23 protein-coding genes are annotated in these 24,205 nt (G+C 71.2%); 7 read left to right on the top strand and 16 right to left on the bottom strand.

Annotation, left to right across the window (positions count from 1 at the left end; translation table 11 throughout):
- Positions 1-2: 2 nt before the first annotated feature.
- The 3 genes from NXI30_12310 to NXI30_12300 all read right to left on the bottom strand — a co-directional run bounded on the left by NXI30_12310 (position 3) and on the right by NXI30_12300 (position 2,671).
- Entirely contained in the window at positions 3-1,229 is a 1,227-nt protein-coding gene (locus NXI30_12310) for an acetyl-CoA acetyltransferase (protein ID MCR9094995.1), read from the bottom strand.
- Positions 1,229-1,855, bottom strand: a complete 627-nt coding sequence (locus NXI30_12305) for a TetR/AcrR family transcriptional regulator (protein ID MCR9094994.1) — start codon at positions 1,853-1,855, stop codon at positions 1,229-1,231. The genes NXI30_12310 and NXI30_12305 overlap by 1 nt, the downstream gene beginning before the upstream one ends.
- A 96-nt stretch (positions 1,856-1,951) precedes the next feature.
- Positions 1,952-2,671 carry an FkbM family methyltransferase gene (locus NXI30_12300; GenBank protein ID MCR9094993.1) on the bottom strand — a complete coding sequence of 240 codons (720 nt, stop codon included), beginning with the start codon at positions 2,669-2,671 and terminating at the stop codon, positions 1,952-1,954.
- A 99-nt stretch (positions 2,672-2,770) separates the two neighbouring features.
- On the opposite strand from NXI30_12300, the gene NXI30_12295 reads away from it, so the two are divergent.
- Entirely contained in the window at positions 2,771-3,070 is a 300-nt protein-coding gene (locus NXI30_12295) for a hypothetical protein (GenBank protein ID MCR9094992.1), read from the top strand.
- Positions 3,071-3,082: 12 nt separating this feature from the next.
- Here NXI30_12295 and NXI30_12290 read toward each other — a convergent pair whose 3' ends face one another.
- Positions 3,083-4,624, bottom strand: coding sequence for a helix-turn-helix domain-containing protein (locus NXI30_12290; protein MCR9094991.1), 1,542 nt, complete (start codon positions 4,622-4,624; stop codon positions 3,083-3,085).
- Positions 4,625-4,715: 91 nt separating this feature from the next.
- Positions 4,716-6,680 (bottom strand): YgiQ family radical SAM protein, encoded by a 1,965-nt coding sequence (locus NXI30_12285; protein MCR9094990.1) that lies wholly within the window; start codon positions 6,678-6,680, stop codon positions 4,716-4,718.
- 88 nt (positions 6,681-6,768) lie between these two features.
- Between NXI30_12285 and NXI30_12280 the strand changes: the two genes are divergently transcribed.
- On the top strand, positions 6,769-7,953 hold the full coding sequence (locus NXI30_12280; protein MCR9094989.1) for a hypothetical protein: 1,185 nt from the start codon (positions 6,769-6,771) through the stop codon (positions 7,951-7,953).
- Positions 7,950-8,609: a GNAT family N-acetyltransferase gene (locus NXI30_12275; protein ID MCR9094988.1), complete on the top strand. Its 660-nt coding sequence runs from the start codon at positions 7,950-7,952 to the stop codon at positions 8,607-8,609. Before NXI30_12280 ends, NXI30_12275 begins: the two co-directional genes overlap by 4 nt.
- Positions 8,610-8,619: 10 nt before the next feature.
- On the opposite strand, the gene NXI30_12270 is transcribed toward NXI30_12275, so the two are convergent.
- On the bottom strand, positions 8,620-9,396 hold the full coding sequence (locus tag NXI30_12270) for a hypothetical protein (protein ID MCR9094987.1): 777 nt from the start codon (positions 9,394-9,396) through the stop codon (positions 8,620-8,622).
- A gap of 121 nt (positions 9,397-9,517) precedes the next feature.
- Between NXI30_12270 and NXI30_12265 the strand changes: the two genes are divergently transcribed.
- On the top strand, positions 9,518-10,117 hold the full coding sequence (locus NXI30_12265) for a hypothetical protein (GenBank protein ID MCR9094986.1): 600 nt from the start codon (positions 9,518-9,520) through the stop codon (positions 10,115-10,117).
- The gene (locus NXI30_12260; protein ID MCR9094985.1) at positions 10,114-12,312 is read left to right on the top strand and encodes an ATP-binding protein; all 2,199 of its coding nucleotides are present in this window, start codon (positions 10,114-10,116) and stop codon (positions 12,310-12,312) included. The genes NXI30_12265 and NXI30_12260 overlap by 4 nt, the downstream gene beginning before the upstream one ends.
- On the opposite strand, the gene NXI30_12255 is transcribed toward NXI30_12260, so the two are convergent.
- Positions 12,309-12,923, bottom strand: coding sequence for a DUF4136 domain-containing protein (locus tag NXI30_12255; GenBank protein ID MCR9094984.1), 615 nt, complete (start codon positions 12,921-12,923; stop codon positions 12,309-12,311). The two genes, NXI30_12260 and NXI30_12255, sit on opposite strands and share 4 nt — an antisense overlap.
- Before the next feature lie 147 nt (positions 12,924-13,070).
- Between NXI30_12255 and NXI30_12250 the strand changes: the two genes are divergently transcribed.
- Together NXI30_12250 and NXI30_12245 are read left to right on the top strand one after the other, a co-directional pair.
- A complete protein-coding gene (locus NXI30_12250; protein ID MCR9094983.1) occupies positions 13,071-13,403 on the top strand; it encodes a non-heme iron oxygenase ferredoxin subunit in 333 nt (110 codons plus the stop codon).
- 1 nt (position 13,404) lies between these two features.
- Positions 13,405-14,649 (top strand): hypothetical protein, encoded by a 1,245-nt coding sequence (locus tag NXI30_12245; protein ID MCR9094982.1) that lies wholly within the window; start codon positions 13,405-13,407, stop codon positions 14,647-14,649.
- A gap of 15 nt (positions 14,650-14,664) precedes the next feature.
- On the opposite strand, the gene NXI30_12240 is transcribed toward NXI30_12245, so the two are convergent.
- The 9 genes from NXI30_12240 to NXI30_12200 form a co-directional block, all read right to left on the bottom strand.
- Positions 14,665-15,588: a diguanylate cyclase gene (locus tag NXI30_12240; protein MCR9094981.1), complete on the bottom strand. Its 924-nt coding sequence runs from the start codon at positions 15,586-15,588 to the stop codon at positions 14,665-14,667.
- 65 nt (positions 15,589-15,653) lie between these two features.
- Positions 15,654-16,382: a methyltransferase domain-containing protein gene (locus NXI30_12235; protein ID MCR9094980.1), complete on the bottom strand. Its 729-nt coding sequence runs from the start codon at positions 16,380-16,382 to the stop codon at positions 15,654-15,656.
- A gap of 30 nt (positions 16,383-16,412) precedes the next feature.
- Positions 16,413-17,108, bottom strand: coding sequence for a dienelactone hydrolase family protein (locus NXI30_12230; protein MCR9094979.1), 696 nt, complete (start codon positions 17,106-17,108; stop codon positions 16,413-16,415).
- A gap of 143 nt (positions 17,109-17,251) precedes the next feature.
- Complete coding sequence (locus tag NXI30_12225) at positions 17,252-18,169, bottom strand: hypothetical protein (protein MCR9094978.1); 918 nt, start codon at positions 18,167-18,169, stop codon at positions 17,252-17,254.
- Positions 18,170-18,247: 78 nt separating this feature from the next.
- Positions 18,248-19,891 carry a tetratricopeptide repeat protein gene (locus NXI30_12220; GenBank protein ID MCR9094977.1) on the bottom strand — a complete coding sequence of 548 codons (1,644 nt, stop codon included), beginning with the start codon at positions 19,889-19,891 and terminating at the stop codon, positions 18,248-18,250.
- 225 nt (positions 19,892-20,116) lie between these two features.
- On the bottom strand, positions 20,117-20,851 hold the full coding sequence (locus NXI30_12215) for a PEP-CTERM sorting domain-containing protein (GenBank protein MCR9094976.1): 735 nt from the start codon (positions 20,849-20,851) through the stop codon (positions 20,117-20,119).
- Between the two features lie 376 nt (positions 20,852-21,227).
- Positions 21,228-23,096 carry a class I SAM-dependent methyltransferase gene (locus NXI30_12210; GenBank protein MCR9094975.1) on the bottom strand — a complete coding sequence of 623 codons (1,869 nt, stop codon included), beginning with the start codon at positions 23,094-23,096 and terminating at the stop codon, positions 21,228-21,230.
- Positions 23,097-23,157: 61 nt separating this feature from the next.
- On the bottom strand, positions 23,158-23,643 hold the full coding sequence (locus tag NXI30_12205; GenBank protein ID MCR9094974.1) for a response regulator: 486 nt from the start codon (positions 23,641-23,643) through the stop codon (positions 23,158-23,160).
- A 158-nt stretch (positions 23,644-23,801) separates the two neighbouring features.
- Positions 23,802-24,179 carry a hypothetical protein gene (locus NXI30_12200; protein MCR9094973.1) on the bottom strand — a complete coding sequence of 126 codons (378 nt, stop codon included), beginning with the start codon at positions 24,177-24,179 and terminating at the stop codon, positions 23,802-23,804.
- Positions 24,180-24,205 lie beyond the last annotated feature (26 nt).

Below are 24,205 nucleotides of genomic sequence, written 5' to 3'. Positions count from 1 at the left end.
CCTCAGCTCCCTGCCCCGGGTCGCTCGACGACGAAGCTGACCGTCGTCGCCGTGCTCCCGCCGATGTTGAGCGTCTGCACCCGCGACGCGCCCTCGACCTGCGTGTCGCCCGCGGTCCCGCTCACCTGGTTCGCCGCGTCGACCAGCATGCGGATGCCGGTGGCGCCGACCGGGTGACCGCCGCCGATCAGCCCGCCGCTCGGATTGACCGGCGTCGTCCCGCCTTCCCGGAGCAGGTCCCCGTTCTCGACGGCCTGCCAGCTCTGGCCCGGCGCCGTCAGACCGAAGTGGTCGATCGCCATGTACTCGCTCGGGGTCATGCAGTCGTGGGTCTCGATCGCGTCGAGGGCCTCGGGACCTTCGATCCCGGCGCGACGCCAGGCGTCGGTGATCGCCGTCCGCACGTGGGGCATCACGAAGGTCTCGCCGCGGCTGCGGTCGAGCTTCGACTCGTTCGAGAGCCCGACGGTCTGGTGGCCCCAACCTGCGAGGACGGCCCCGTCCGCGAGCCGCCCCTGTTCGGCCAGCCAACGCTCCGAGACGAGCACGACTCCGGCGCCGCCGTCGGTGATCTGGCAGCAGTCGTTGCGGCGAAGTCGCCCGGCGACTTTCGGATTGGCTTCGTCGTCGGCCGCGAAGCTCTCGGGGCCGAGCGCCCAGCCCCGGGTCTGGGCGTTCGGGTTGGCCTTCGCGTTCGTGAGGTTGATCTCGCCGATCGCGCGGAGGTGTTTCTCGTCGAGTCCGTAGCGCGCGTCGTACTCCGCCGCGACGCGATCGAACATCGACGCCCAGATCGCCTCCTCGACGTCGGTCTCGCGTCCGACCCAGGCCGCCGCCTCCTGGACCCGGGCCGCCTCCGCGCCGGGCATCGTCTTCTCGAGCTCCGCGCCGAGCACGAGCACGCAGTCGTACCGCCCGCTCTCGATCTCGGCCATCGCCGTCAGCGTCGCGATCGATCCCGAGGCACAGGCCGCCTCGTGGCGCATCGCGGGCTTGCCCCAGAGCTCCGGCACGACCGTCGCAGGCATCGCACCGAGATGCCCCTGTCCCGTGTAGAGCTGCCCGAAGGCGTTGCCGACGTGGAGGCTCTCGATCTGCGCCGGCTCGATCGCCGCGCGGTCGAGGGTGGCCTCGATCACGCTGCGAACGAGGTCGCTGATGTCGAGCCCCTCTCGCGTCCAGTTGCGGGCGAAGTCCGTCTGGATCCCACCGAGTACCCGAATGGCCATCAAGCGTCCTCCCGACCGGGCTCGAGCATCCGCACGACGGAGCCGGTCAGCTCCGCGTGGAAGGCGTCCCCCGCCGCGATCGTCTGCACCGAGGGATGCAGCCAACCCTCGCTCGTCACCATCATGACCTGCGCCATCGCCGCGACGTCCCCGTCCCGGATCACGCGCGCGGCCTGCCCGAGCCGGACGAAGCGCGCGTAGGTCTCGAGCGCCCTCGCCTCCCGCTCGCGGAAGACGTCGCGCATCGACTTCGAATCCGGGAGCGCCACCTGCGCCGCGCTGAAGACGCGGGCGTTCCGCCGAAAGAAGGACGCGACCTCGAGCACCCACTCGCCGACGAACGCCTCGAGACCGAGCTCGAGGACCCGCTCGATCCGCAGCATCCCCTCGACCGACGCGACGAGCTCGTCCATCAGCTCCGCGTAGACGGCCTCGAGGGCCAGCTCCTTCGACGGAAAGTGGTTGTAGAAGGTCGCCGTCGCGCTCCCCGCCCGCCGCGCGGCCAGTTCGGCCGTGAAGGAACCGGTCGATTCGATCTCGTCGCGCACGGCCTGGGTCAGGCGCAGGCGGGTCCGCTCCGCCTTCGGCAGGGCTTCGAGGTCGCGTGTCCGGGGTTCGGCGAGCATGAAATTGGAAGAAAACTACAGAAACTTCCCCTCGAATGACAGGAATGCTCGAATTCGGTTCCTGACGCCGGGTCCCGCCGATCGCTCCGGGGCCCGCTAGACGCTGACCCAGCGCCCGCCCGGCGGCGGGGGCGGCTCCCGGTAGCCGTCCTCGGGCCAGTCCCAGCGCGTCCAGTCCGCGAGTCCGGGTCGCTCGACGTCCGCGGGCCACGCGTCGTCGCGGACGAAGATCGCGTTCGGCGCGTAGGGCTCGGTCCAGGCGAGGACGTAGCCCTTCTCCGTGGCGAGCTTGTGGAACGCCGCCAGGCTCGCCCCGTGGTAGAGGCCGTAGCGCTCCTTGTCCCACTCGTGGGCCGCGTCGTAGGCGATCGTCTTCGCGGTCTCGGGCAGGAAGAAGACGTTGTATTCGACGATCACCACCCGAGGCCGGTAGCGACGCAGGGCATTCCAGACCCAGTAGTCGTTGCCGTCGATGTCGATCGACAGCAGGTCGACGCCCTCGGGCACGTCGTAGCGATCGAAGAGCGCCTCGACGTTCTCCGCATCGACCCGCTCGCGGCGGACCCGCTCGCCGTCGGCGCGATCACTGCCCTCCATGAGCAGGCCCGACCAGCCGTGGTGGAGGCGCAGGTTCGCCGTGTTCGAGAGGTGGAGTCCGTCCCAGGCCCCGAACTCGACGAAGGCGCGATGCTGGACGCCGATCCGCTCGAAGAGCCGAAGCAGGACCCCGTCCTCGCCCCCCTGCGAGTACACCGACGCGGCATGGACCTCGAGATCCGCTCGCCATTCCGCCACCGTCGTCCGCGCCTCGCCCATCTCTTCTCCCTCGTTTCCCGGCCGGTCACCGAGCCGACGCGGAGGCTATCATCCGACGACGCGGCCGCGAGACGGGCCGCGACGGGAGGCAGGACGAGCATGGCGGACGGCGCGGGCGAGCAGCAGGGCGAGGGGATCTACCCGGTCGGGAAGGCGATGCTCGGGATCGCCTGGCTCTTCGCGACGGCGTGCTACTTCCCGCCCCTCGACGGGATGGCCATCGGCCCCGGCGGCCGCGCCCTCTTCGGCGTGCTGGCAGCCGTCCATGCGATCGAGTGCCTGTTCTTCCTGCCCGTCCTGCGCAAGAGCGAGCGCCCCCTGATCCAGGAGCTCTGGCAGACCTTCCTCTTCGGGATCGTCCACGTCTCGACCCTCCGCCGGGAGCAGGAAGGCCGCTAGGCCTCGTTCGGTTCAGTCGCCGAGCCGGTCCCAGAGGCGCATCGCCGCGTACGCGCGGTAGGGCCGGCACACTTCGAGTCGTTTCCCGACCCATGCCGGCGACACCGGTTCCTCGGCGCCTCTCGACGCGAGCGCCTTGCGCAGACCGAGATCACCGACCGGCAGCGCATCCGGCTCCCCGAGTACGCGCATCGCGACGTAGTGCGCCGTCCAGGGCCCGATCCCACGAAGCGCTTCCCAGGCGGCGATCGCCTGCTCGAGGTCCGAGGCGGGATCCAGGAGCGCCGGCCGCTCGAGCACGGTCTGCGCCAGGCCGCGGATCGTGTCCGCGCGGGCCCGGGTCAGGCCGACCTCTTCGAGGGGGGCGTCGACGAGGGCGCCCGCCGTCGGAAAGAGCGCACGGATCCCCTCGCCGCCGGCGAGGCGTTCCGGCAGCCCTTCGCCGTAGCGGTCCACGATCCGGCCGGCGATCGTGGTCGCGCCCTTCACGCTGACCTGTTGCCCGAGCACCGCGCGCACCGCGGTCTCGAAGCCATCGACCGCCCCCGGAACGCGCACGCCCGGCACGGCGCGCACGTGCTTCGCCAGCGTCCGCAGGCGTCCGAGCGCGGCGTCGATCGCGACGGCATCCGCGTCGAGATCGAAGAGCCGTCGCAGGCGGCGCGCGACGTCGAAGAGCGCCGTCGTGCCCTCGAGGTGGACGTCGACCGACAAGCGCGACCGGCCGGGGTCCGGCTCGACCCGGACCCGCGCGATGCCGTCGCCCACGCGCATCGCGCGCTCATAGATCGCCCCCTCGACCCGTTCGACGCCGGGGATCGCGCGACCGGACAGGAAGCGCGTGAGCGCGTCCCAGGCGAGGGGCGGCCGGTACGGCAGGCTCAGTCGAAGCGGCCCCGCCCCCTCCGTCGGACGCGCGCGGGCGCGCCGCAAGGCGCTCGGCGCCTGCCCGTAGACCTCGCGGATGCACGCGTTGAAGCGACGCTGGCTCGCGAAGCCGGCGGCGAGTGCGACCTCGGTCATCGGCAGTCGCGTCTCGTCGAGGAGCTGCTTGGCGAAGAGCACCCGGCGGATCCGGGCGACGGCGACCGGCGTCGTCCCGAGGTGTTGGTCGAAGAGTCTGCGCAGATGGCGGTCACCGATCCCGAGCCGCTCGGCCAGCCGCTCCACCGAGCCGTCGCCGTCGAGCGCCCCGTCCTCGATCAGGCGCAGGGCACGACTGACCGTCGCCGCGGTCCCGCGCCAGGCCGGGGTGCCGGGCGCCGCCTCGGGGCGGCAGCGGAGACAGGGTCGGAAGCCCGCCGCCTGCGCCGCCGCCGCGCTCCGCCAGAACGTGCAGTTGCGCGCCTTGGGCGTCGGCGCGGGGCAGATCGGTCGACAGAAGATGCCGGTCGTCGTGACGCCCACGAAGAAGCGCCCGTCGAAGCGTGCGTCCCGCGCCGCCAGCAGCCGGTAGCAGCGCTCGCTCGGCAGCGCGTCGGACAGGACCTCGGCGATCAGCGCCGCATCATGGGCTGCATCCGAGGCGCCGGCGATATCGGAGACCCGATCCATCCGGCCAATCTAGCGCTCGCCGGCCGAAGGACTCGGCCGCTTTCGGACGCGAATCCAGCACTCGAAGGTTCGCCCGCAAGTGGGCGTCCCGTCAGGGCCGACCTTCCTTTCGCCGCCCGCTTCCGCGGTCCCGGGAGGGCCGTCGGTAGCCGCCCTGCCCGCCGCCCTCGCGGCCCCCGCGTTTCGCGGCGCGCGGCGGTCGGGCCGGGATCAGGCAGTCGGGCCCGTCGCCGATCAGGTCCTCCCGCCCCGCCTTCACGAGGGCGTCGCGGACCGTCCGCCAGTTCTCGGGCGCGAAGAACTGGAGCAGCGCGCGCTGGACCGTCCGGTCCTGGACGCGCTTGGCCGCGGGGACCGGCTTCATCGTGAGCGGATCGATTCCCGTGAAGTACATGCAGGTCGCGATGTCCATCGGCGCCGGGATGAAGTCCTGGACCTGGCGCGGTCGGTAGCCGCGCTCCTTCAGGAAGATCGCGAGCTCGATCATGTCCTCGGCGGTCGATCCGGGATGACTCGCGATGAAGTAGGGAACGAGATACTGCTCCTTGCCCGCGCGCTTCGAAGCCGCCTCGAAGCGCTCGGCGAAGATCTCGAAGCTCCGGCGTCCGGGTTTCTTCATCAGGTCGAGGACGCGATCGCTGACGTGTTCCGGCGCGACCTTGAGGTGACCGCCGACGTGGTGCGCCGCGAGCTCGTCGAGGTATTCCGGCTGATCGGCCGCGAGGTCCATGCGGATCCCCGACGCGATGTGCACGCGCTTCACGCCCTCGACGTCCCGGGCGCGCCGCATCAGGTCGAGGGTCGGCGCGTGGTCGGTATCGAGGAGCTTGCAGATCTTCGGGTGGATGCAGGAGAGGCGACGGCAGGTCTTCTCGACCTCCGGCTTCGTGCAGCGCATGCGGTACATGTTCGCGGTCGGGCCGCCCAGGTCGCTGACGCTGCCCTTGAAGTCCGGCGCCTGGGCGAGCGCTTCGACTTCGCGGAGGATCGAGTCCGGGCTCCGGCTCTGGATCTCGCGCCCCTGGTGCATCGTGATCGAGCAGAACGTGCAGCCCCCGAAGCAGCCGCGCATGATCTGGACCGAGTCGCGGATCGTCTCCCAGGCCGGCGGGGGCGCATCGTAGTCCGGATGGGGCCGGCGCGTGTACGGCAGCTCGTGGAGGCGATCCATCGTCGCCTCGTCGAGGGCCGCGGCCGGTGGATTGATCACGACGCGGCGATCGCCGTGCGACTGCACGAGCCGCCGCGCGTTCCGCGGGTTCGTCTCGTGATGGAGCTTGCGGGTCATCTCGGCGAAGGCCTCCGGGCTCGCCTCGACGGCCTCGAGCGAGGGCAACGCCACGGTCTCGACCCGCGCCTGTCCTGGAAGCGTCTCGTTCTTCCCGAGCAGGTACGCGACGCCGTCGAGGTCGCGGAGGGACTCGAGGGGCTCGCCGCGATCGAGCCGCTGGGCGATCTCGAGCATCACCGACTCGCCCATCCCGTAGCCGAGGAGATCCGCCTTCGAGGTCACGAGATTCGAGGGCCAGACCCGGTCGCTCCAATAATCGTAGTGGGCGATCCGACGGAGCGAGGCCTCGACGCCGCCGCTGATCACGGGCACGCCCTTGAACGCCTCCCGACACCGCTGCGCGTAGACCGCCGTCGGGCGATCCGGTCGCAGCCCGATCCGTCCGCCGGGCGAATAGGCGTCGGCGTTGCGCCGCTTCCGGTTCGCCGTGTAGTGATTGATCATCGAGTCCATGTTGCCGGCGCTCACGGCGCAGAAGAGACGCGGCGGCGCGAAGGCCTTCCAGGCGTCGGCGCTCTTCCAGTCCGGCTGCGACAGGATCGCGACGCGGAAGCCGTGGGCCTCGAGCCAGCGACCGAGGATCGCCATCGCGAACGACGGGTGATCGACGTAGGCATCGCCGCTCACGAAGAGGACGTCCACGCGATCCCAGCCGCGGGCGGCCACGTCCTCCGGCGTCGTCGCCAGGAACGCCTCGCGCGGCACGTCTGCAGCGGCCGCTCCGCCCGGACGCGCTGCGCCGCCGCCCTTCCGTCGCTTCTTCATCGCCGCACAGTAGCAGCGCGACCCTCGGCGACGGGGAGCGCGGGCCTCCGGCACCCACGCGAGCGAGCGTCGGCGCTACCGTTCGCGCGTGCCGCCCCTCGACGCCTGCTCCCACCGCCCGCCCTGCCCGGGCTGCGCACGCTTCGGCGAGCCGGGCCCGGCGCCCGACGCGGTCGCTGCCGTCGCCCGCCTGTGCGAGCGCCACGGACTCCCCGCCCCGCCCGTCCACACCACGAGCGGCGTGGGCCACCGACACCGCGCCCGGCTGGCGGTCCGGGGTCGCGCGCGCAGTCCCAAGATCGGGCTCTTCCAGGCCGACTCCCACCGGATCGTCGATACGCCCCGCTGCGCCGTCCACCACCCCGCGATCAACGCCGCCGCCGCGCACCTGAAGCAGGCGATTCGGGCGACCGGGATCGCCCCCTATGCCGACACGCCCCATCGCGGCGCGCTGCGTTATGCGCAGTTCGTCGTCGAACGCGCGACGGAGCGGGTCCAGGTCGTCCTCGTCGGCAACGGAACGACGCCGGACGTCCTCGGACCGCTCCCGGAGGCCTTCGCGGAAGCGATGGGCCCCTCGCTCCAGGGGCTCTTCTTCAACGCCCAGGCGGACCGCACCAACGTCATCTTCGGGCGGGACACGATCCACCTCGCGGGCGAACCGGTCGTGCGCGAACGGATCGGCGGTGTCGACGTATTCTTCCCGCCCACGGCCTTCGGGCAGAACCACCTCCCGCTCTTCGATCGCGCCGTCGAACGGATCCATGCGCTCGTTCCAGACGGCGCGACGGTCTTCGAGGCGTATTGCGGCGTCGGCGCGATCGGGCTCGGGCTGCTCGAGCGGGGCCCGGTCCGATTCAACGAGCGGAGCCCGTCCGGCCTCGCCGGACTCGAGCTCGGCCTCGCCGCACGGCCCGAGCCGGAGCGGGCACGCGCCGAACGTCTCGAGGGCGCAGCAGGGGATCGGATCGAAGGCCTCGCTGACGCCGAAGTCGTGATCGTCGATCCTCCGCGCAAGGGCCTCGACCCGGCGCTCCTCTCCGCCCTCGTGGCGAACCCGCCGAAGCGTCTCGTCTACCTCGCCTGCGGTCTCCCCCGCCTCCTCGAGGAGCTTCCGATGCTGATCGACGAGGGCGGCATGCGGCTCGCCGGGGCCGAGATCTTCGACTTCTTCCCCTTCACGTCCCACGTCGAGACCCTTGTATGGCTCGACCGGAATGGGGAACACTCCAGCGCGGCGGCCAACGCCGACGAGCCCGAGCAACCCGCGTGACCCGAGCCCTCGAGAAGACGACCACGGACGTGACCGAGATCCAGGAGTCCTTCGACTTCGGCCCGGTCCGCCCCGCCGTCCGTCCACCACGACCGGACGAACGCCGCAGCGTGCTGGACGTGCTCGGTCGCGCCTTCCACGACGATCCCGTCGCCTCCCATCTGTTCCCGAACCCGCGGAACCGCGCGCGCAAGTGGGCGCGCTTCTCGGGCCTGGCCGTCGACGCGATGGCGGACAGCGCCCACGTCCTGACGACGGACTCGGTCGAAGGCGCCGCCATCTGGCAGCGTCCCACCGACGCCCGGCTCGCGTTCGGCCAGAGCCTCCGGATCGCGCTCCGGTTCCTCGGCGTCGCTGGCGTCGGCGCGCGTCGCGCCACACGCCTCGGCGAGTTCACCGGGGCCCACCGGATCCGCGAGCCCCACTACTACCTGGCTGCGCTCGGCACGGACCCGCCGCACCAGGGCAAGGGCATCGGCTCCGCGCTGATCGAGCCCGTCCTCGCGCGCGCCGATCGCGAGGGCCTGCCCGCCTACCTCGAGTCGTCCAAGGAGGCGAACGTGCCCTTCTACCGGAAGCATGGCTTCGAGGTCGTCGAGGAGCTCCAGGTCCCGGGCGGCCCGCGCGTCTGGTCGATGCTGCGTCCCGCGCGCTGAGCCCCCGCCCTCACGGCCCCGGGCGCAGGAAACGCTCGAAGATCCAGCGACCGCCCGCCTCGTCGACGTCGCAGCTGGAGCGCGCCGCGCCGAAGAGGGCCTCCCTCACCTCCGGCGGGACGAAGGGCGGCCCCTCCGCCTCGGCGGGAAGTCTTCCCTCGAAGCGCGAGAGGAGAAGCTCGTCGACCCGGGGCGACGCCGAAGACGCGTAGAACGCGCGCGACGTCGACGGTCCCGCCTCGAGGAGCACCGTCGGCGACGTCGCCTCGGGAGCGAGCTGCTCGCGCAGCCAGGCCACCGCGTGTGTCGAGGAGGCGCGGTCCGGCTCGGCGGTCACGATGCGGAACCCCGCCGGCGCACGCCCGATCTCCCGCGCACCGGCGGCGCTCGTCCAGATCCAGCCGCGTCCGGAAGCGAGCGCGGGATGGTTCTTCGGAAAGCGCCCCGTCGCCGAGAGCACCAGGAGCCGCGGGGCCTCGTCCCGACCGACGGCCTGCCGTCGCCAGGCGGCGATCGCGGTGTCCTCGTCCGTGTGCTCCGAGTAGCGATGCACGAGTTCGGGCTCGGCGCGGAGGATGCCACCCGTCGTGATCAGGACGTCGGCGCGTGCCCGCGCGAGCCCGAGCACGAAGCGATCGGTGGGGCTCGGCGGAGAATGCGGGCCGATCGCCAGGATTCGATTCGTCGCTCCGTGGATCGCCGCGACGTGCAGGAGTCCGTCGGCCTGCCGCCAGTCGACCTCGCCGTAGAGTTCGGCCGCGCGCGCCTCGATCGCTTCGGGTCCCATTCGTTTCCTTCGACCGGGTGACGCTTCGCACACCCAGGGATTCGCCCCAATGACGTCTAAGGGGTTGGCGTGGCATCATGCTACACGGGCCGTTCGACGATCGTCCCCGGGAGCCCTTGGAATGTCGTCTCACTTGTCGGTGTGGCAGGAGTTTGCGCTGATCGCGCTGGCGCTGTTCGCCCTCACCTACGCGGTGCTCTTTCGGATCTGGTCGTTCGAAGCGCTGGCCTCCGATGTCGTCTTCGCCGTGGCCCTCGCGCTGCTGATCGCCGCGATCGCCTTCCCGACCGTCTTCGACGAGGCCGGAGCGCGCATCGTCGAGTGGAGCCCCCTCCCCCGGACCCTCGCCGAGGCCGACGAGCGGGCCGCGGACCTGGCCGCTCTTCCTGGCCGGCTGATCGACGGACTCCTCGAGCGAATCGGCTTCGATCGAGACGTGGAAGCGCCCGCGGAAGAGGCGACCGCCCTCGAAGCGAAGGCCGGCGAGACCGGCTGGCTCAGCACCCACGTCCGACCCTCCGTCGATGGCCTCGTCGCCCTCCTGCTGCGCATCGCGACCGCGACGATCGCCGGCCTCGTCCTCGTGCTCGCGCTCCTCCTTCGCATCCTGACCGGCCTCGCCAGACGGCTTCGGCGGATCGGGGAGCGGCTCGAAGCCCTCGAAGCCTCGAGGCGCAACGCGGATGACGAGGACCGCAGACTCGGCACGGGGGCGGGATGAGCGTCCCCCGGACGGACACCGGCCGCCTGCGCCAAGGGCGATTCGATCGGATCGCAGGCGCGATCGACGACTATTTCCTGTCTCCGGAGCTCCGAAACGCTCCGGCCGCCGAGCTCGCCAACGTCCGGATGGGCCTGCTCCTGGCCCTGGCCACGAGCGTCGGCGCCCTCGCCTTCATGCCGATCCAGTTCGCGCTCTGGCCGCCGACGATCGCGTGGGCCGCGGCGGCGATCTCCCTCGCGGTCCTGGCTCTGCCCTTCGCCGCTCGCCAGACGAGCGGCGTCCGCCATCTCGGGCAGATCGTCTGCGCCACGGTGGCGATCGGTTCGAGCTTCTCCTTGTGGATGAGTGGCGGCCAGGCGGTCGGGATCCTGCCCTTCCTCCCTGCGCTCCCCATCCTGGGCCTGCTCGTCGGGGGCTCGCGCGGCGCCCTCGCATGGACCGCGGGCGGTCTCGTCGTCGGCGGTTTCGGCCTCTGGCTGATCGCGGCCGGCGCACCCCCCTCGGCGGACTACGCGGGGTCGTCCGCGTTCGATCGCTACGTGATCGCGTTGATCTGCGTGCTCGGGATCGGCCTGCTCTCCCAGGTCTTCGAGACGTTCTGGAACCGCACCGCCATCGAAGTCGCCGACCGCGCGCAGGCGGAGCTGATCGCCCGTGAGGAGCGCAACGCCAGCCTGCTCGAACACGCCTCGGAGGGCGTCCTCGTCGTCGACCCGTTCGCCGTGGTGGAGTTCGCGAGCAAGGCGGCGGAGCGCCTCCTCGGCGTCTCCCCCGGCGAGTCGATCGGCCGCCGCCTTCGCGACTTCACCGCGCACGACGACTTCGTCTCCAATTTTCACGTGTTTCAGCGCGCCGTCGCCGTTCCGGACAGTGTGGCCGAGCTCCAGGTGCGGACCCGCCCGAATCTCGGCCGGGCCCCGGAATCCGAGGGCCGCGTGCTCGATCTCGTCCTCGCGAACCAGCTCGCCAACCCCGCCGTCCGAGGCATGGTCATCCGGATGCGCGACGTGACCGAGCTCGTACGCGCCGAGGCGAACTACCAGGCACTCATCGATCACTCGATCCAGGGCATCGCCGTGGAATGCGACGGTCGAATCGTCTACGCGAACGAGGCGCTGGCGAAGCTCTTCCGCTCGACGCGGGAGACGATGATGGGCCTCGACAGCGCCGCTGGGATTCGTCGGGTGCACGCGGACGATCGCGAGCGGGTCCTCGACGTCTACGCGGCGACGGGTCCCGGGATGGCCGAGGCGCGCTTCGGGTTCGCCCCGGGCGACGAACTCTGGGTGCGCCTCCGCTGGGCACCGGCGAGCTGGCGCGGACGACCGGCGCGCCAGATCGCCTTTGCGGACATCACCCTCGAGAAGCAGGAGGCCGAGCGCCGCGAGGCCGAGAACGAGCGCCTCGCCGCGGCGATCGAGGAGCGGACCCTCGAGCTCGAGGCGAGTCAGCTCCGGCTTCGCGAGCAGGATCGGATGGCGACGGTCGGCACCCTCGCCGCCGGTATCGCACATCAGATCAACAACCCCATCGGCTCGATCCTCACGAGTGCCGACTTCGCGATCCTCACGGAGGGCGAACCCGATGGCGACCAGATCCGAAGCGATGCCCTCGAGGACATCCGCAGCCAGGCCATCCGGTGCGGGAAGATCGTTCGAAGCGTGCTCCAGTTCTCGCGTGCCGAGCCGACCGAAAAGTGGCCGAGCGATCTGACGAGCGTGCTGCGGACCGCGGTGGACGTCACCGCCCACTATGCGAGAGAGCGGGAAGCCACCGTCGAGCTCCACCTCGACGCCGAGGCGAGCGACCGGAGGACGCGAATGAACCCGATCGAGCTCGAGCAGGTCTTCGTGAACCTGATCCGGAACGCGGTCGAGGCGCAGCCGAGGGGGGCCCGGGTCTCGGTCTCCTCCCGTGCCGCGGACGACGAGCAGATCGAAGTCGTGATCGCGGACGACGGCCCGGGGGTCGAGCCCGCGAACGCGAGCTCCGTCTTCGACCCCTTCTACACGACGCGTCTACGCGAAGGGGGGACCGGCCTGGGGCTCTCGGTCGCGCACGGAATCGTCGTCGATCACGGCGGCTCGATGTGGCTCGACACGAATCCCCGGGATCCGGACGAGCCCTTCGCCGGCGCGCGCTTCCACGTCGTGCTCCCGACCGAGAAGCCGGGGCCGCCTGCGCGCCGCTAGTCGTCGCCCCCGCCTGGCGGGAAGCGCTGCAGGATCGCGCGCACACCCGCCTCGAGGCGCTCGTCGCTTCGATTGCGGTCGCGGGTCGAGAGCATGCGACTGCCCCAGCCCCGCCAGGCGAGCTCCCCGCTCTCGGGCACCTGGAAGTCGATGATCAGGGTCGCCTCCTGATTGGCGTCGATCCGCGACGTGGTCGTCCCGACCGCGCCGTAGCCGTAGGGCCGTCGCCATCCGCCGACGCCGGTGCCCATGGTGACGCCGTCGACGCGAAGCTCGTCTTCGAGCATCACGACATAGGTCACCACGAAATCCGCCCGGTCGCGGCTGTCGACCGCGCCGAAGCCCCGCTCCTCGAGCACGGCGACGATCGAGCTGCGCACGCGTTTTCGCAGGATCGAGTTGTCGGCGAAGGGATTGGCCCCCTCGACGAGGGGCGGCTCCTCGAAGTAGAAGCGCTTCATCGCGTCGAAGCGGACGGTCTCGTCCCAGTCGGAACGCACGTCGAAGGTCTGGCATCCGACCAGGGCGCTGGCGATGAGGCCCACGGCCAACAGGCCACGGATCCGCAGCCGCCGATGCGGGATCCGACGGTTCGATCGACTCGACTGCATGTGCCCTCCGTGCTCAACCACGGCTGGAAGATAGCCGCCGGACGACGGCCTCCGACCCGAAGTCGCGCTAGCGTCCGAACGCCCGCCGACGTTCGATCCCAGGCGAGGCCCTCCCGCGTGGGGCGCCGCGCGGGGACCGGAGGTTCCATGTCCTGGCAGAGGATCGAGATCGCTTCGGAGGGGGCGCAGGAAGCGTCTGGCGCTCCGCTCGGGCCAGGCGAGAAGCGTGCGGTCCGGGTCGGGGACCAGGAGATCCTCGTGTTGCGTGTCGACGACGAATATTTCGCGGTGTCGAACCGATGCACCCATGCGGCGTGGCCGCTCACCAACGAGCCCCTCGACGGAATGGAGATCGTCTGCACGCTGCACGGCGCACGGTTCGACGTCCGCGACGGCTGTCCAACGGGCGGCCCTGCGAGCAAGCCGCTCGCGACCCATCCCATCGAGCTTCGCGACGGCGAGCTCTACGTGAGGTTCTGACATGTCGGCCTGGCGACTCCTTCCCCTCCTTGGCCTCGTCCCGACCGCGATCGGCTGCGCCGCGCTCAACTACCCGGGAGACGAGGCCGCGGCAGCCGCCTCGGAGACCGGCGCGCCGGCCGCGCCGATCCTCTACGAGCTGGGTTCGGGAGCGGAGGCCGTCGAATACGCTTCGCTCGAAACGTCGGACGCGGGCGCGCTCCGGACCTGGTACGCCCTCTCTCGCGAGGCGCGCCTGGCCCGACAGGAAGGCGATTTCGATGCATCGCGGCAGCGCCTCGCCCAGGCCGCGCTCCAGCTCGAGGGACGCCCGCCTTCCAGCGCGAGCCGGCGCGCGGTGCACGGGATGCGCGCGCGACTCGCCCTCGACTTCGTCGCCCTGCAGCGTCCCGAGGAAGCCGAGGCCCTCGCGGAGCTCCTCTTCGAGGAAGCCGAAGCCGAGCCCGAGATCGGTGGGCCCGCGACGGTGGAGCTCGCGAAGTACTACGCGCGCACCCGCACGGCGGCGGCGCGCGAGGCAGGCCTCGAGGAATCGCAGCTGCCCCTGTTCCGCGTGGCGCTGACCTCGGCCGAGCAGGACGCGGCCAGCGCGCAACGACTCGAGCTGGCGTACGAAGTCTCCCAGTTGGCCACCAGCGAAGGCGACGACGACCTCGCGCGACGGGCGATCGAGATCGCGCTTGCCGACGCCACCACCGTCCAGCCGAGCGACAAGGCGCAGATCGCCTCGCTGCAGGTCTACCGGGCGCGGATCGCGCGTGCGCAGGGCGACCTCGCCGCCGCGGAGGAGGCGGCCACGGTGGCCTACCAGCTCTTCGACGACATCGGCGCTCCGCCCTCGAGTCTCGCGGTCGGCGAGTCGACGCTCGCCGCGATCCTCGCCGAGCGCGGCGACGAGACGCGGGCACGCGCGATCCTCGACGGGGTACGCGCCCGACTCGCGCAGGACGAGAAGCTCCCGGAGCACGCGGCCCGAACGGTCCTCGCCGAGACGGGACGGAGCGAGCGTGCGCTCGGCAATGCGGAAGCGGCGCGCGTTCTCTTCCGGCGGGCGCTCGACGTGCCCGGCGTCGATTTCCAGCCGGACAAGGATCTCGTCGAGGAGCTGAGGCGCGAGCTCGCGGACCTCGACGAGAGGCCCGGAGACGCGCCTCGGGACGCGAGTGAAGGGGCCGCAGCGGACGCGAGTGAAGGGGCCGCAGCGGACGCGGACGATGCGGCCGTCGAGGAAGCCGGCGCCGAATAGGCGAACGAAGGCCGATCAGTTCCGGCCGTCGTCCGCCTCGAGGCAGACCCGGTTGCGCCCCGTCTCCTTCGCGAGATAGAGCGCCGAGTCCGCCCGCTCGAGGATCTCGGCGGCGGAGCTCCGCTCGGGGGTCCAGGCGGCGATCCCGATGCTGAGGGTCGCGCCGACGGTCCCTCCCGCAGGCAGCTCGACCTGAAGCGCCTCGACCTGTCCGCGCCACCGTTCGGCGAAGATCCGCGCCCCCGCGACGTCGTTGTTGCCGAGGATCGCGAGGAATTCCTCGCCGCCGAATCGCCCGCCGCAGTCGGTCTCGCGCACGACCCTCCGCATCGACCGCGCCACCTCGATCAGCACCGCGTCCCCGACCGCATGACCGTGTTCGTCGTTCACGGCCTTGAAGCGATCGATGTCGGCGATCGCGACGGCGAAGGGCGTCTCGTATCGGGTCGATCGGCGGAACTCGCGCTCGAGCACCTCGTCGAGCTCGCGACGATTCGGCAACCCGGTGAGCGCGTCGGTGCGCGAGAGCCGCGACAGCGCCTCGTTCTTCTCGACGAGCTCCCGCTGGGCGCGGACGAGCTTCAGGTGGAGCCCGACCCGCGCGATCAGGTCGGCCGTGTGATACGGCTTCGTGATCGCGTCGGAGGCACCGCGCTCGAGCAGGCGCGCGCGCCGCTCGGGATCGGTGTTCGCGGTCAGGACCAGGAATGGGACCGCGCGCCCTGCCCCCCCGGCCATCCGCAGCAACTTCTCGCCGTCGAGTCCCGGCATCTCGAGATCGCACAGAACCAGATCCGGCTCGCCCGAGAGCAGCCGCTTCAGCCCCTGGATTCCGTCGTTCGCCTCGAGCACGCGCTCGAACAGACCGCTGGCCTCCAGCGCGGCTCGGACCTCGGCACGCTGGCCATCGGAGTCTTCGATGACGAGGATGGTGGGCAACGGATCTCCCGGGATTCGATGCTTATCGGAGCACACGCATCGAAACGGAGATCCGGCGGGTGAATTCAGGCGAAGCCCGGGGTGCCGCTGGGTGGATCCGCGGAGCCGACCGGGTCACGGTGCGACGGATCGCCGTCGTCCGTCGGCGCACGCCCGGTCACGGCCCAGTAGGCCGGAGCGGATCCAGCCCCGATCGGAAATCGGACGACGTCCTCGACCGCGAAGCCCACGTCCTCGAGCCAGCGGCGCAGATCCGGGATCTCGTGGAGCGCGCACAGCCCCATGGCCCACCCGGCCAGGTTCACGGCCCCGTAGTAGAGGGCCGAGAGCCCCCGCGCGAAACGGCCGCCCCGGGCCGGGGCGAAGTCCGCCAGGTGGAGGTACCCGTCGGGGGCCACGCGGCGCGACAGCGCCGCGAGCATCCTGCGGGCCTCTTCCTCCGCGAAACAGTTCAGGAAATAGTGCGCGACCACGTGGTCGAAGGGCTCCGCGAGGGCCGCCGTCTCGAAACGGGACTCGATGCACGCGACCGCGAGATCGTCGCGCTGGGCGGCCGACCGCAGCCGCCCGAGCATCGCGCCGGACCGGTCGATCGCGGTGACTCGCGCTCCGCGACGCGCGGCCTCGAGGGCATCGTCTCCCCGCCCTGCCCCGACCACGAGCACCGATTCCCCGGCCCGGACGTGCGCGAGGAAGGCGCGCTTCGAGCGAGCGATCCGCCCGAACGAGTAGAAGGCCGCCAGCTCGTCGTAGCAGAAGGCGACGCCGCCGTAGTCGTACGACGAGGATTCCATCGGCGTGTCGGCGGCCCCCGACACCTCCGCCTAGCGCAGCTCGGCGGACAGGAAGTTCTCGATCTCCTGCCAGGCGAGCGCGGCGCTCTCGGCGTCGTAGACCTCCGGCCGCGCCTCGTTCAGGAATGCATGCTGCACCCCGAGGTAGGTCTTGATCCGGGCCTCGACGCCGGCCTCTTCGAGGGTCGAAGTGAGCGCCGCAACGTCGCTCGCCGAGATGAAGTCGTCGTTCTCGGCGAAGACCCCGAACACCTTCGCTCGACACGCCGAGTAGTCCGGCGCGACGTTCGGATGGACGCCATAGCAGTCGACGACCGCCGCGATCTCGGGACACAGACAGGCCGTATGGAGCGCCAGCTTCCCGCCCATGCAGAAGCCGATCACGCCGACGCTCGCCCCGTCCGTCTCCGGTCGACGCCGCAGAGCCTCGACCGCCTGGACCAGATCCCGCCCGGCGCGCTCGATCTCGAGCTCCATCATCAGGCGCCCCGCCTCGTCCGGATCCGTCGTGGACTCCCCCCGATAGAGATCGGGCGCGAGGGCCACGAAGCCCGCCCGGGCGAGTCGATCGCAGACGTCGCGGATCTGTGGCACGAGCCCCCACCACTCCTGGAGCACGACGAGGCCCGGTCCCCGTCCACTCGCGGGCACGGAGACGTAGGCCGCGAACGCGCCGTCTTCGCTCTCGATCTCGATGTCCGTTCCCACGTGCTCTCCGCCGCCCATGTCGTCCCTCCTGCCGCGCGCGCCGCAACGGTGGGCCAGCCCGCCCCTTCCACGCAAGACCACCCCAAAGAGAAGACCGCGTGGCAGCCGAAGCACGCCACGCGGTCTCGTCGTCGAAGAGGAACGAGTGGGCTCGTCCCGACCTAGATCTGGTCGTTTCCTCCGCCCCCCGTGCCGGTCCCCGCGCCTCCGCGAGGCGGTCCGGGAATCACCGGCCGGATCGACGGCGGGCCCGCGGCGTTCCGACAGCCGGCGCCGGGCGAGTCACACGGCTGGCGAACGCCACCGATCGAAGAGCCGATCGATCGCTGTGCCCCGTTCATGGCGAGTCCACCCCCCGGCACTGCGGCCACGGGCGGCGCGAAGCGGTCGACGACCTTGCCCGCCGCGTCGATCCCGTCTCCGGAGAGGCCCGCATAGGCGTTGTCGAACGCGCTGGCCGCGCCGGCGGCAGCTGCCGCGGCGACGGCCGCCGCATCCGCTGCGCCCGAGGTGTCGGCCACCGGGACCATGGGCGCGTTCGGCGCCGCGGGCGGCCCCGCGGAAACCGGCGGCGTCGCCGTCGCGGCCGCGGTCGTCGCCACGCCCGCGCCGGAACCCGAGCCCGCTCCGGCCGCGGCTGCGGCTGCCCCGGCGCCTGCTGCGCCTGCGGCCGTCGCTGCCGCCGCCGCGCCGATGCCGCTCGAGGCCCCGCCCGCGCCGGCCGAAGCCGCCGAACCGGCATCGCCGGGAATCACGCCCGCGGCCCCCACGACGGTGTCGTCGCCGTCTTCGGCACCCGCCATACCACCGGCCGCCGCACCCGCTCCGAGTGCGGCCACCGCTGCGCCGTTCGCGCCGGCACCGGCCCCCGCGGCGGCACCGGACGTCGCCGCCGCCGCCGTGTCCTCGATGTCCTCGGCCGGCTCGGGCGGTCCGGCCGCGACCGGCGGCGTCTCCACGGCGGTCTTCATGCCCTCGTCACCGCCGAAGAGGCCGCCCAGCGGCCCGCAAGTGAAGAGCAGTGCGATCAGGATCAGGCCGCCACCGATGATCAGCGTATTTCGAGAAGTCGGACTCATTGGATTTCTCCACGTGTCTGGATCGACGTGATCGTCCGGCGACGATCGGCAGCCTTGGTCGATTCCTGGTTTTTCGATTCAGTCGAATCGGAAGTTCAGATAGCCGCCCACGATGTGGCGGTCGTAGTTGTAGGCGTCCCGGTTCGAGTCGTTGTCCAGGTACTGGTAGGCGACGCTCGCCGAGAAATTGTCGGTGATGCCCTTCACGACTTCCCCCGAGAAGATCCACTCGTTCTCCTCGCGGTCGTCGTTCGAGAGGGCATATTCGAGTCCGGCCGTCTCCGCGTCCGGGAAAGTGGACGGGTTGTCGAAGTCGCGCCGGGTGTAGCTGCCGCGGGTCAGGACCGAGAAGTCGAGGGGAAGCTCGACCTCGAGGATCGCGCTCAGCGTGTTCGCGAAGTGCTGCCACTCGTCCCCTTCGGAGTCGTAGTAGCCAAAGCGGTATCCGCCGCCGATCTCGAGCTCCTCGAAGAGATCGTCGAGGCCGTTCGGAAGGGGCACGAGGTAGCGGTGCTCGACGGCGGCGCCGTAGCCGATCCCGTCGCGATCGCGGGCGTTGCGCTCTTCGACACCGGCGGGGCTACAGCCGATTTCGCCCGGGGCCAGCGCCACGCCGCAGGCATTGCCCGCGCCACCGCCCGCGCTGTTCGTCACCTCGCGGTTCCGGAACCGGAGATCGTCGCTCACGACGTCCGCGAAGACGAAGGTCGTCCCGTTCTTCTGCCACGTGTGCGTAAGCGAGAGCTGGCCGAGGTGCTCGAAGAGGTAGTCGTTCTCGTTCTTGACGTGCGCGTAGCCGAACTGGTAGCGCGCCTGGGCGACGGTCCGCGCCCCGAGCCGTCGCGACAGGTAGGCGCCGGTCCGGATGAAGTGGGTATCGAGGCCGTCGAGGTCGACGTGGGCGTTGCCCGAGTAGCCGGCGGTCAGCCCCGCGTCGGTCTGGCCGTCCTCGGCCTGCCAGAGTCGCACGCCGCCGTCGATGTCCCAGACGCCGCGCCAGTCCTTCTCACCGGCGATGTCGAGGATCGCGGCGCCGGTCTCGGTCACGCTGCCTCGGAGCAGCACGTTGTCGTCGTACTCGACGCCGACGCGACCACGCACGTAGTACGGGAAGAGCTCCGTCGATTCGAGGAGCTTCGCCGCCTCCTTGCCCCACGGTCCGTCGCCGTCGAGATCGACGACGCGCTGGAAGGCGTTACGCGCGCGCTCTCGTTCGGAGGAGCCCTGCCAGGCGAGGCCGGCGTAGTAGGAAGCGACCGGCTCCGTCAGCCGGGGCTCGAGGCGGCTCGCGGCTTCGAGGGCCGGGGCCGCCCGGTCGTTGTCGCCGTCACGGAGGAAGAGAAGACCGGTGTAGAGCTGGAGCTGGGCCTCTTCGGACGTGAGGCCACGCGCGCTGTCGAGGGCCGCCGCCGCCTCGGTGTAGCGCTCGAGGTGATAGAGCGCGACGCCGCGGTAGAGCTCGACGTCGCCCACCTGCTCCCGGGAGAGATCGTCGGCCCCGCGGATGCGGTCGAGGCTCGACAGGGCCTCCGGATAGAGCCCGGTGCGGATCTGGCACTGCCCGGCGAGGAGCGCGGCGCGGCTCTCGAGTCCGCTGATGCCGCGTAGTCGGGCCGCGGCCTGCTCGCATCGGCCCTGCTCGACGTCCTGGCGCGCCTGGCTCATCGCGTCCTCGACCGGGCCCGCCATGACGGCGCCGGGCAGCGAGAGCGCGAAGCTCAACCCAATGCCCGTTGCGAGGCCTCTGATCGCCGAATGCTTCCGCACGGTTTCCCCCATTCTCAATCTCGGTCGCCGGGTCGGTGACTCATCCGACGACGCCTCGGACAAGGTAGCCATCGCGGTTCGCTCTGGCGCCACGATCGGTGGTCCGAAGGGTCGAGGCAGTCCGAGCCCGTCGACTCCATCCGGGTGTGGCGTTTGGCGACCAGGTCCGACCCGATCGCGTCAGTTGGTCCTTCGCTCGACCGGACGCCCCGCGAAGGCCAGCCCGGCCAGGCCGAGGCCCATCAGCAGCGCCGTCCCCGGCTCGGGAATCACCGCGGAGGTGGCATTCGTGGAGAGCTGGGGCGTTCCGAAGGCCGTCGGTGCGCGCGACACGTCGTAGCGGAGCGTGAGCGAGTCCCCGACGCCGTCGACCGTATACCCCACGTAGTCGAGACCGAAGAGGGCATCGGTGACCCGCACGGCCGGCGAGAAGCTCTCGTTCCAGACGAAGTCCGGGACCGCCGTCGTGTCCAGGTCGGCGGGAAGCGTCGGGTCCAATTCGACCGCAACCTCGTTGGCGGCGTAGTCCGAGGACAGCGCGCTCAAGAAGATCGTGAACGGCGAACCGAGGGCTTCGGTGTTCACGGCCGTCACCGTCAGCGTCATGATCACGCTGAAGGGCCCGTTGATCCCGCCCGTGTTCGCTCGACAGACGTCGTCGTTGAAGAGGATGCAGAGCGACATCGATCCTTCGACGTTCACGTCGAAGGCCCCCGGCGCCCCTTCGCCGACGCCCACGAACGCGTCTTCGGCGCCGATCGTCACCGTCGGCAGGCCGCCGAGATTCGTCGTGTCGAAGCCGCCCGAAGGGCTGAAGTTGGCCGGGAGTGCGAGGGCCGGCCCCGCTCCCAGGATCAGACCGACCAGCAGCGCGCTGCGCGCCACCGCCGTCCGAATCGAAAAGTTCCGTCGCATCGAGTTCACCTCTGCCACAGGCCGGGTGTCGTTCGGGACGCCCGGTCGAGCCGTCACACACGCATGCATCCGCACGCGTGTCCGTGCATTCCAGTCCGCAGGATTCCGACGCCGGGTGGCGACGTACTCCTACGGTTCCCGTCCCGGAATGGGAGGGGACCCCCGAACCGGCGGAGTGCCGCTCGGGGTCGCAGTGAAGTGGTGACATGAGGTGGTTTGTGTCAGACACGACAGCTCTAAATGGGGGTTTTTAGCTTCACATTCGGCGAAAAACCGGCCGCAACGATCCAAAAACCGGTCGAATTGTATCGTTCGACGGTTGGAGCGCACGGGGGTTCGTCCCTCCGGGCACGCCGAAAGGAAATCCCGCCCTCGGCTATCGAAGCGTCAGCAGCACGCCTTCGAAGGGATCGCCCTCCGGAAAGCCGGGCAGGCCCGGGTGGTCCAGCCCCGCCGGCGCCGCTTCGATCGCATCGATCTCGCGATGGGCACGGCGGGCGACCCGCTCGATCACGAGGTCGAGTCCGATCGGGGGCCCCGCGCGGTTCTGGGTGACGAGCAGGTGCCCGCCCTCCCCCAACCGCTCGATGCAGGCGCGCAACAAGGGCTCGAGGTCCTCCCGAACGGACCAGAACCGACGACCGGCCGCGGCGGCCGTCGGCGGATCGACCACGATCCCGCGCAGCCCGCCCCCGCTCTCCTCGAGGGCGCGCCGCGCATCCCCGCGAAAACGCTCGTGGCGGGTCGCGTCGACGCCGGCGTCCGAGTTGAGTGCGAGATTTCGCTCGAGCCGAGCGAGATAGGGCGCCGAGAGATCGACGCTCGTGACCGAGTCCGCACCCGCCGCGAGTAGCGCGACACTGAACGCGCCGGTGTGGGCGAAGAGGTTGAGCCACCGCCCACCTTGCGCGGCCGCCGGCGCGAGGCGAGCGCGATTCTCGCGTTGGTCGACGAAGAGGCCGTAACCCGGCCGTGGGCGGCGCGGTGAGGCCCAACCCGGATCGAGTGCGAAGGCGAGGCCACGTTCGTGGGCAACGAGGTCAGGTGCCTCTCCGACGAGGACGCCCTGGTCCCGGAGCCGTTCGAGGCCGCCGCGGACCCACCGGGTCGCGTCGAGTCGACCTCGGCCCGGCGAGCGGAGATGCAGCACCTCGAACGCGCTGAAGGGCAGCCCTTCCGGCGTGACCGGAAGCTGCGACTCGAGGGCGTCGACGACGCGATCCCGCAGATCGAGTGCTGCGTAGCCCGTGACGAGCACGCGCAGCAGCGGCCCGAGCCGGTCGACATGGAGCCCGGGAAGCGCGTCCCCTTCGCCATGGATCAGACGAAAGCACCCGGTCTCGCTCGAGGGCAGCGCGAGCAGCGCGCGGCGGCGCGCGAGCGCCTTCGCGACCCGCGCCTCGATCGAGTCCCCCCCGCGCCCGACGTCCGCGGGCGCCCAGACCCGCGCGCCGATCGGCCCCGTCCCCTCGATCCGCGCCCAGCCCCGCGCGCGACCGGAACGGTCTTCGACTTCGACCCGCGCGCCGGGCCGGTAGCGGTCCGCCCGATCGCTCGCGCCATCGGGCAGGATCCAGGGGTGCCCGCCCGCGAGCACCCGCCCGGTCTCGTCGGAGACGACCAGCCGGCCCGCCGCTTCGTCCTCTAGGTCGCCGGGGCGCGCGCGATCACGTTGATCGTGGTCCCAGCGCCAGACGGAGAGCGCGACGGTCTCGAGGGACACGTCCGAGGTCTCGCCGCCCGCGAAGAGCAGCGGACCCGGCTCGCCCCCGACGTCCGAGGCGACGATCGCGCGTGCCCCGCGCACGAGATCGCCGACCACCGGCAGTCCGAGCGCTGCCAGCGCGTCGAGCACCTCGGCGCCGCTCGACCGGCGCCCGCGAACCACGAGCCGCGCAAGGCCCCCGGCCCGCTCGATCACCTCGAACTCGAGGGTCTCGTCGAGGCTGCCCGCGGACCAGGGACAGGTCGCGACGATCGCCTCCCACGACGACGCCTCACGGGCCCCGAGCGCCGCGGCCCCGGAAAGCACCTGGTCGAGCGACACGCCTTCGAGGACGACTTCGATCTCGGCGCCCGGCGGACAGTCGAGGGTGCCCCGGTCGCAGGGCGCTCCGTCGACGGAGACGCGCCCGTCTTCGATCCAGCCGCGGCGCTCGCGTCTGGGTACGTCGGGGAAGAGCGCGGCGAGCCAGCCACCCACCGGCTGCGAACGGCCGGGCACACGGAATCGGAGAGTCGACACGCGGGCAGGATAGGCGCCCGCCCCCCGAGAGCACGAGACCGAGTGGGCCCGGAGAGGCGCTCTAGGCGATCAGCCCTTCGATCCGGCAGAACATCGGCGTCATCACGCCGGTTCCGAGCCGCCGTGCGCGTCGGATCGCCTTGAGCAGCTTGCCGGCGACGTCCGCTTCGCGGACACAGGTCGCGAGTCGCGTCCGGACGCCGTCGTCCGCGCGTTCGAGGGCCTCGGTGCCGGTCAGCACGACCACGGGAAGACGGTGGGCGAGCTCGTTCGCGAGGTCGAGGGCCGCGGTGCGTTCGACGCCGGGCAACTGCGGATCCATCAGCAGCAGGTCGTATTGCTCGCCCTGGATCTGCGCCGCTGCATCCACGAGATCGGTCTCGCAGACGATTTCGAAGGACGCGCTGCTCGTCGAGCTGAGACACTCCCGGATCTCGTCCGCGACGAGGGACCGGCCTTCGACGAGCAGAATGCGCACGTGGCGTTCGTCGGGACGCGCGTCGTCTCCGTGGGGGCGATGGCCGGCGAACTCGGCTCCGGTAGCCATGCGAACTCCATGCTCCGGACCGCGCCGCGTGCTTCGCTGCACGATCGACGTCGACCGGGGTCGGTCCTCAAACCCTCGGTGCTTTTCCACCCGAGCTTGAGTCCGATCACGGTCGCGAAGACGACCGCAGCGCGTCACGACCGATGGCCTGCGCGCGTTCAGCGCTCGCGACGTACGAACGCCCGGCGGAGCGCGCGAACACTGCGGTCGTACTGCGCGTTGCCGAGCGTCGTGCGCGCCGCGTCCCAACCGACGCCTCCGAGTTCCGCCGCGATCGGCGCACCGAAGGTCGACGGCGGGACGGGCCGTTCGCGGCGCACCGGCGCCTCGACCGACGGGGACTCGACGTGCCGACAGACGGTGACGCGGTCCAGCACGTAGTTGCGGCCGTAGATCGCGCGCGGCTCGACCCGCGTCTCGCAACGATTCTCGGATGCCTCGCTCGCCGCGGCGGGCAGCGCCGCCACGAGCAGGGCGACGAAGAGCGCTGGCGGCGCGGCGTACAGGAGAGGCTTCGATCGAATCGGGGGTCGCATGGTCACTCGGATTCCCTCGCGCGTTC

This window comes from bacterium, assembly GCA_024742285.1.
In the GTDB taxonomy this organism is placed as follows: Bacteria; Myxococcota_A; UBA9160; order UBA9160; family UBA4427; genus UBA4427.
Note: the sequence above shows the minus strand (reverse complement) of the source record. Positions and strands in the feature narration are given on the sequence as shown.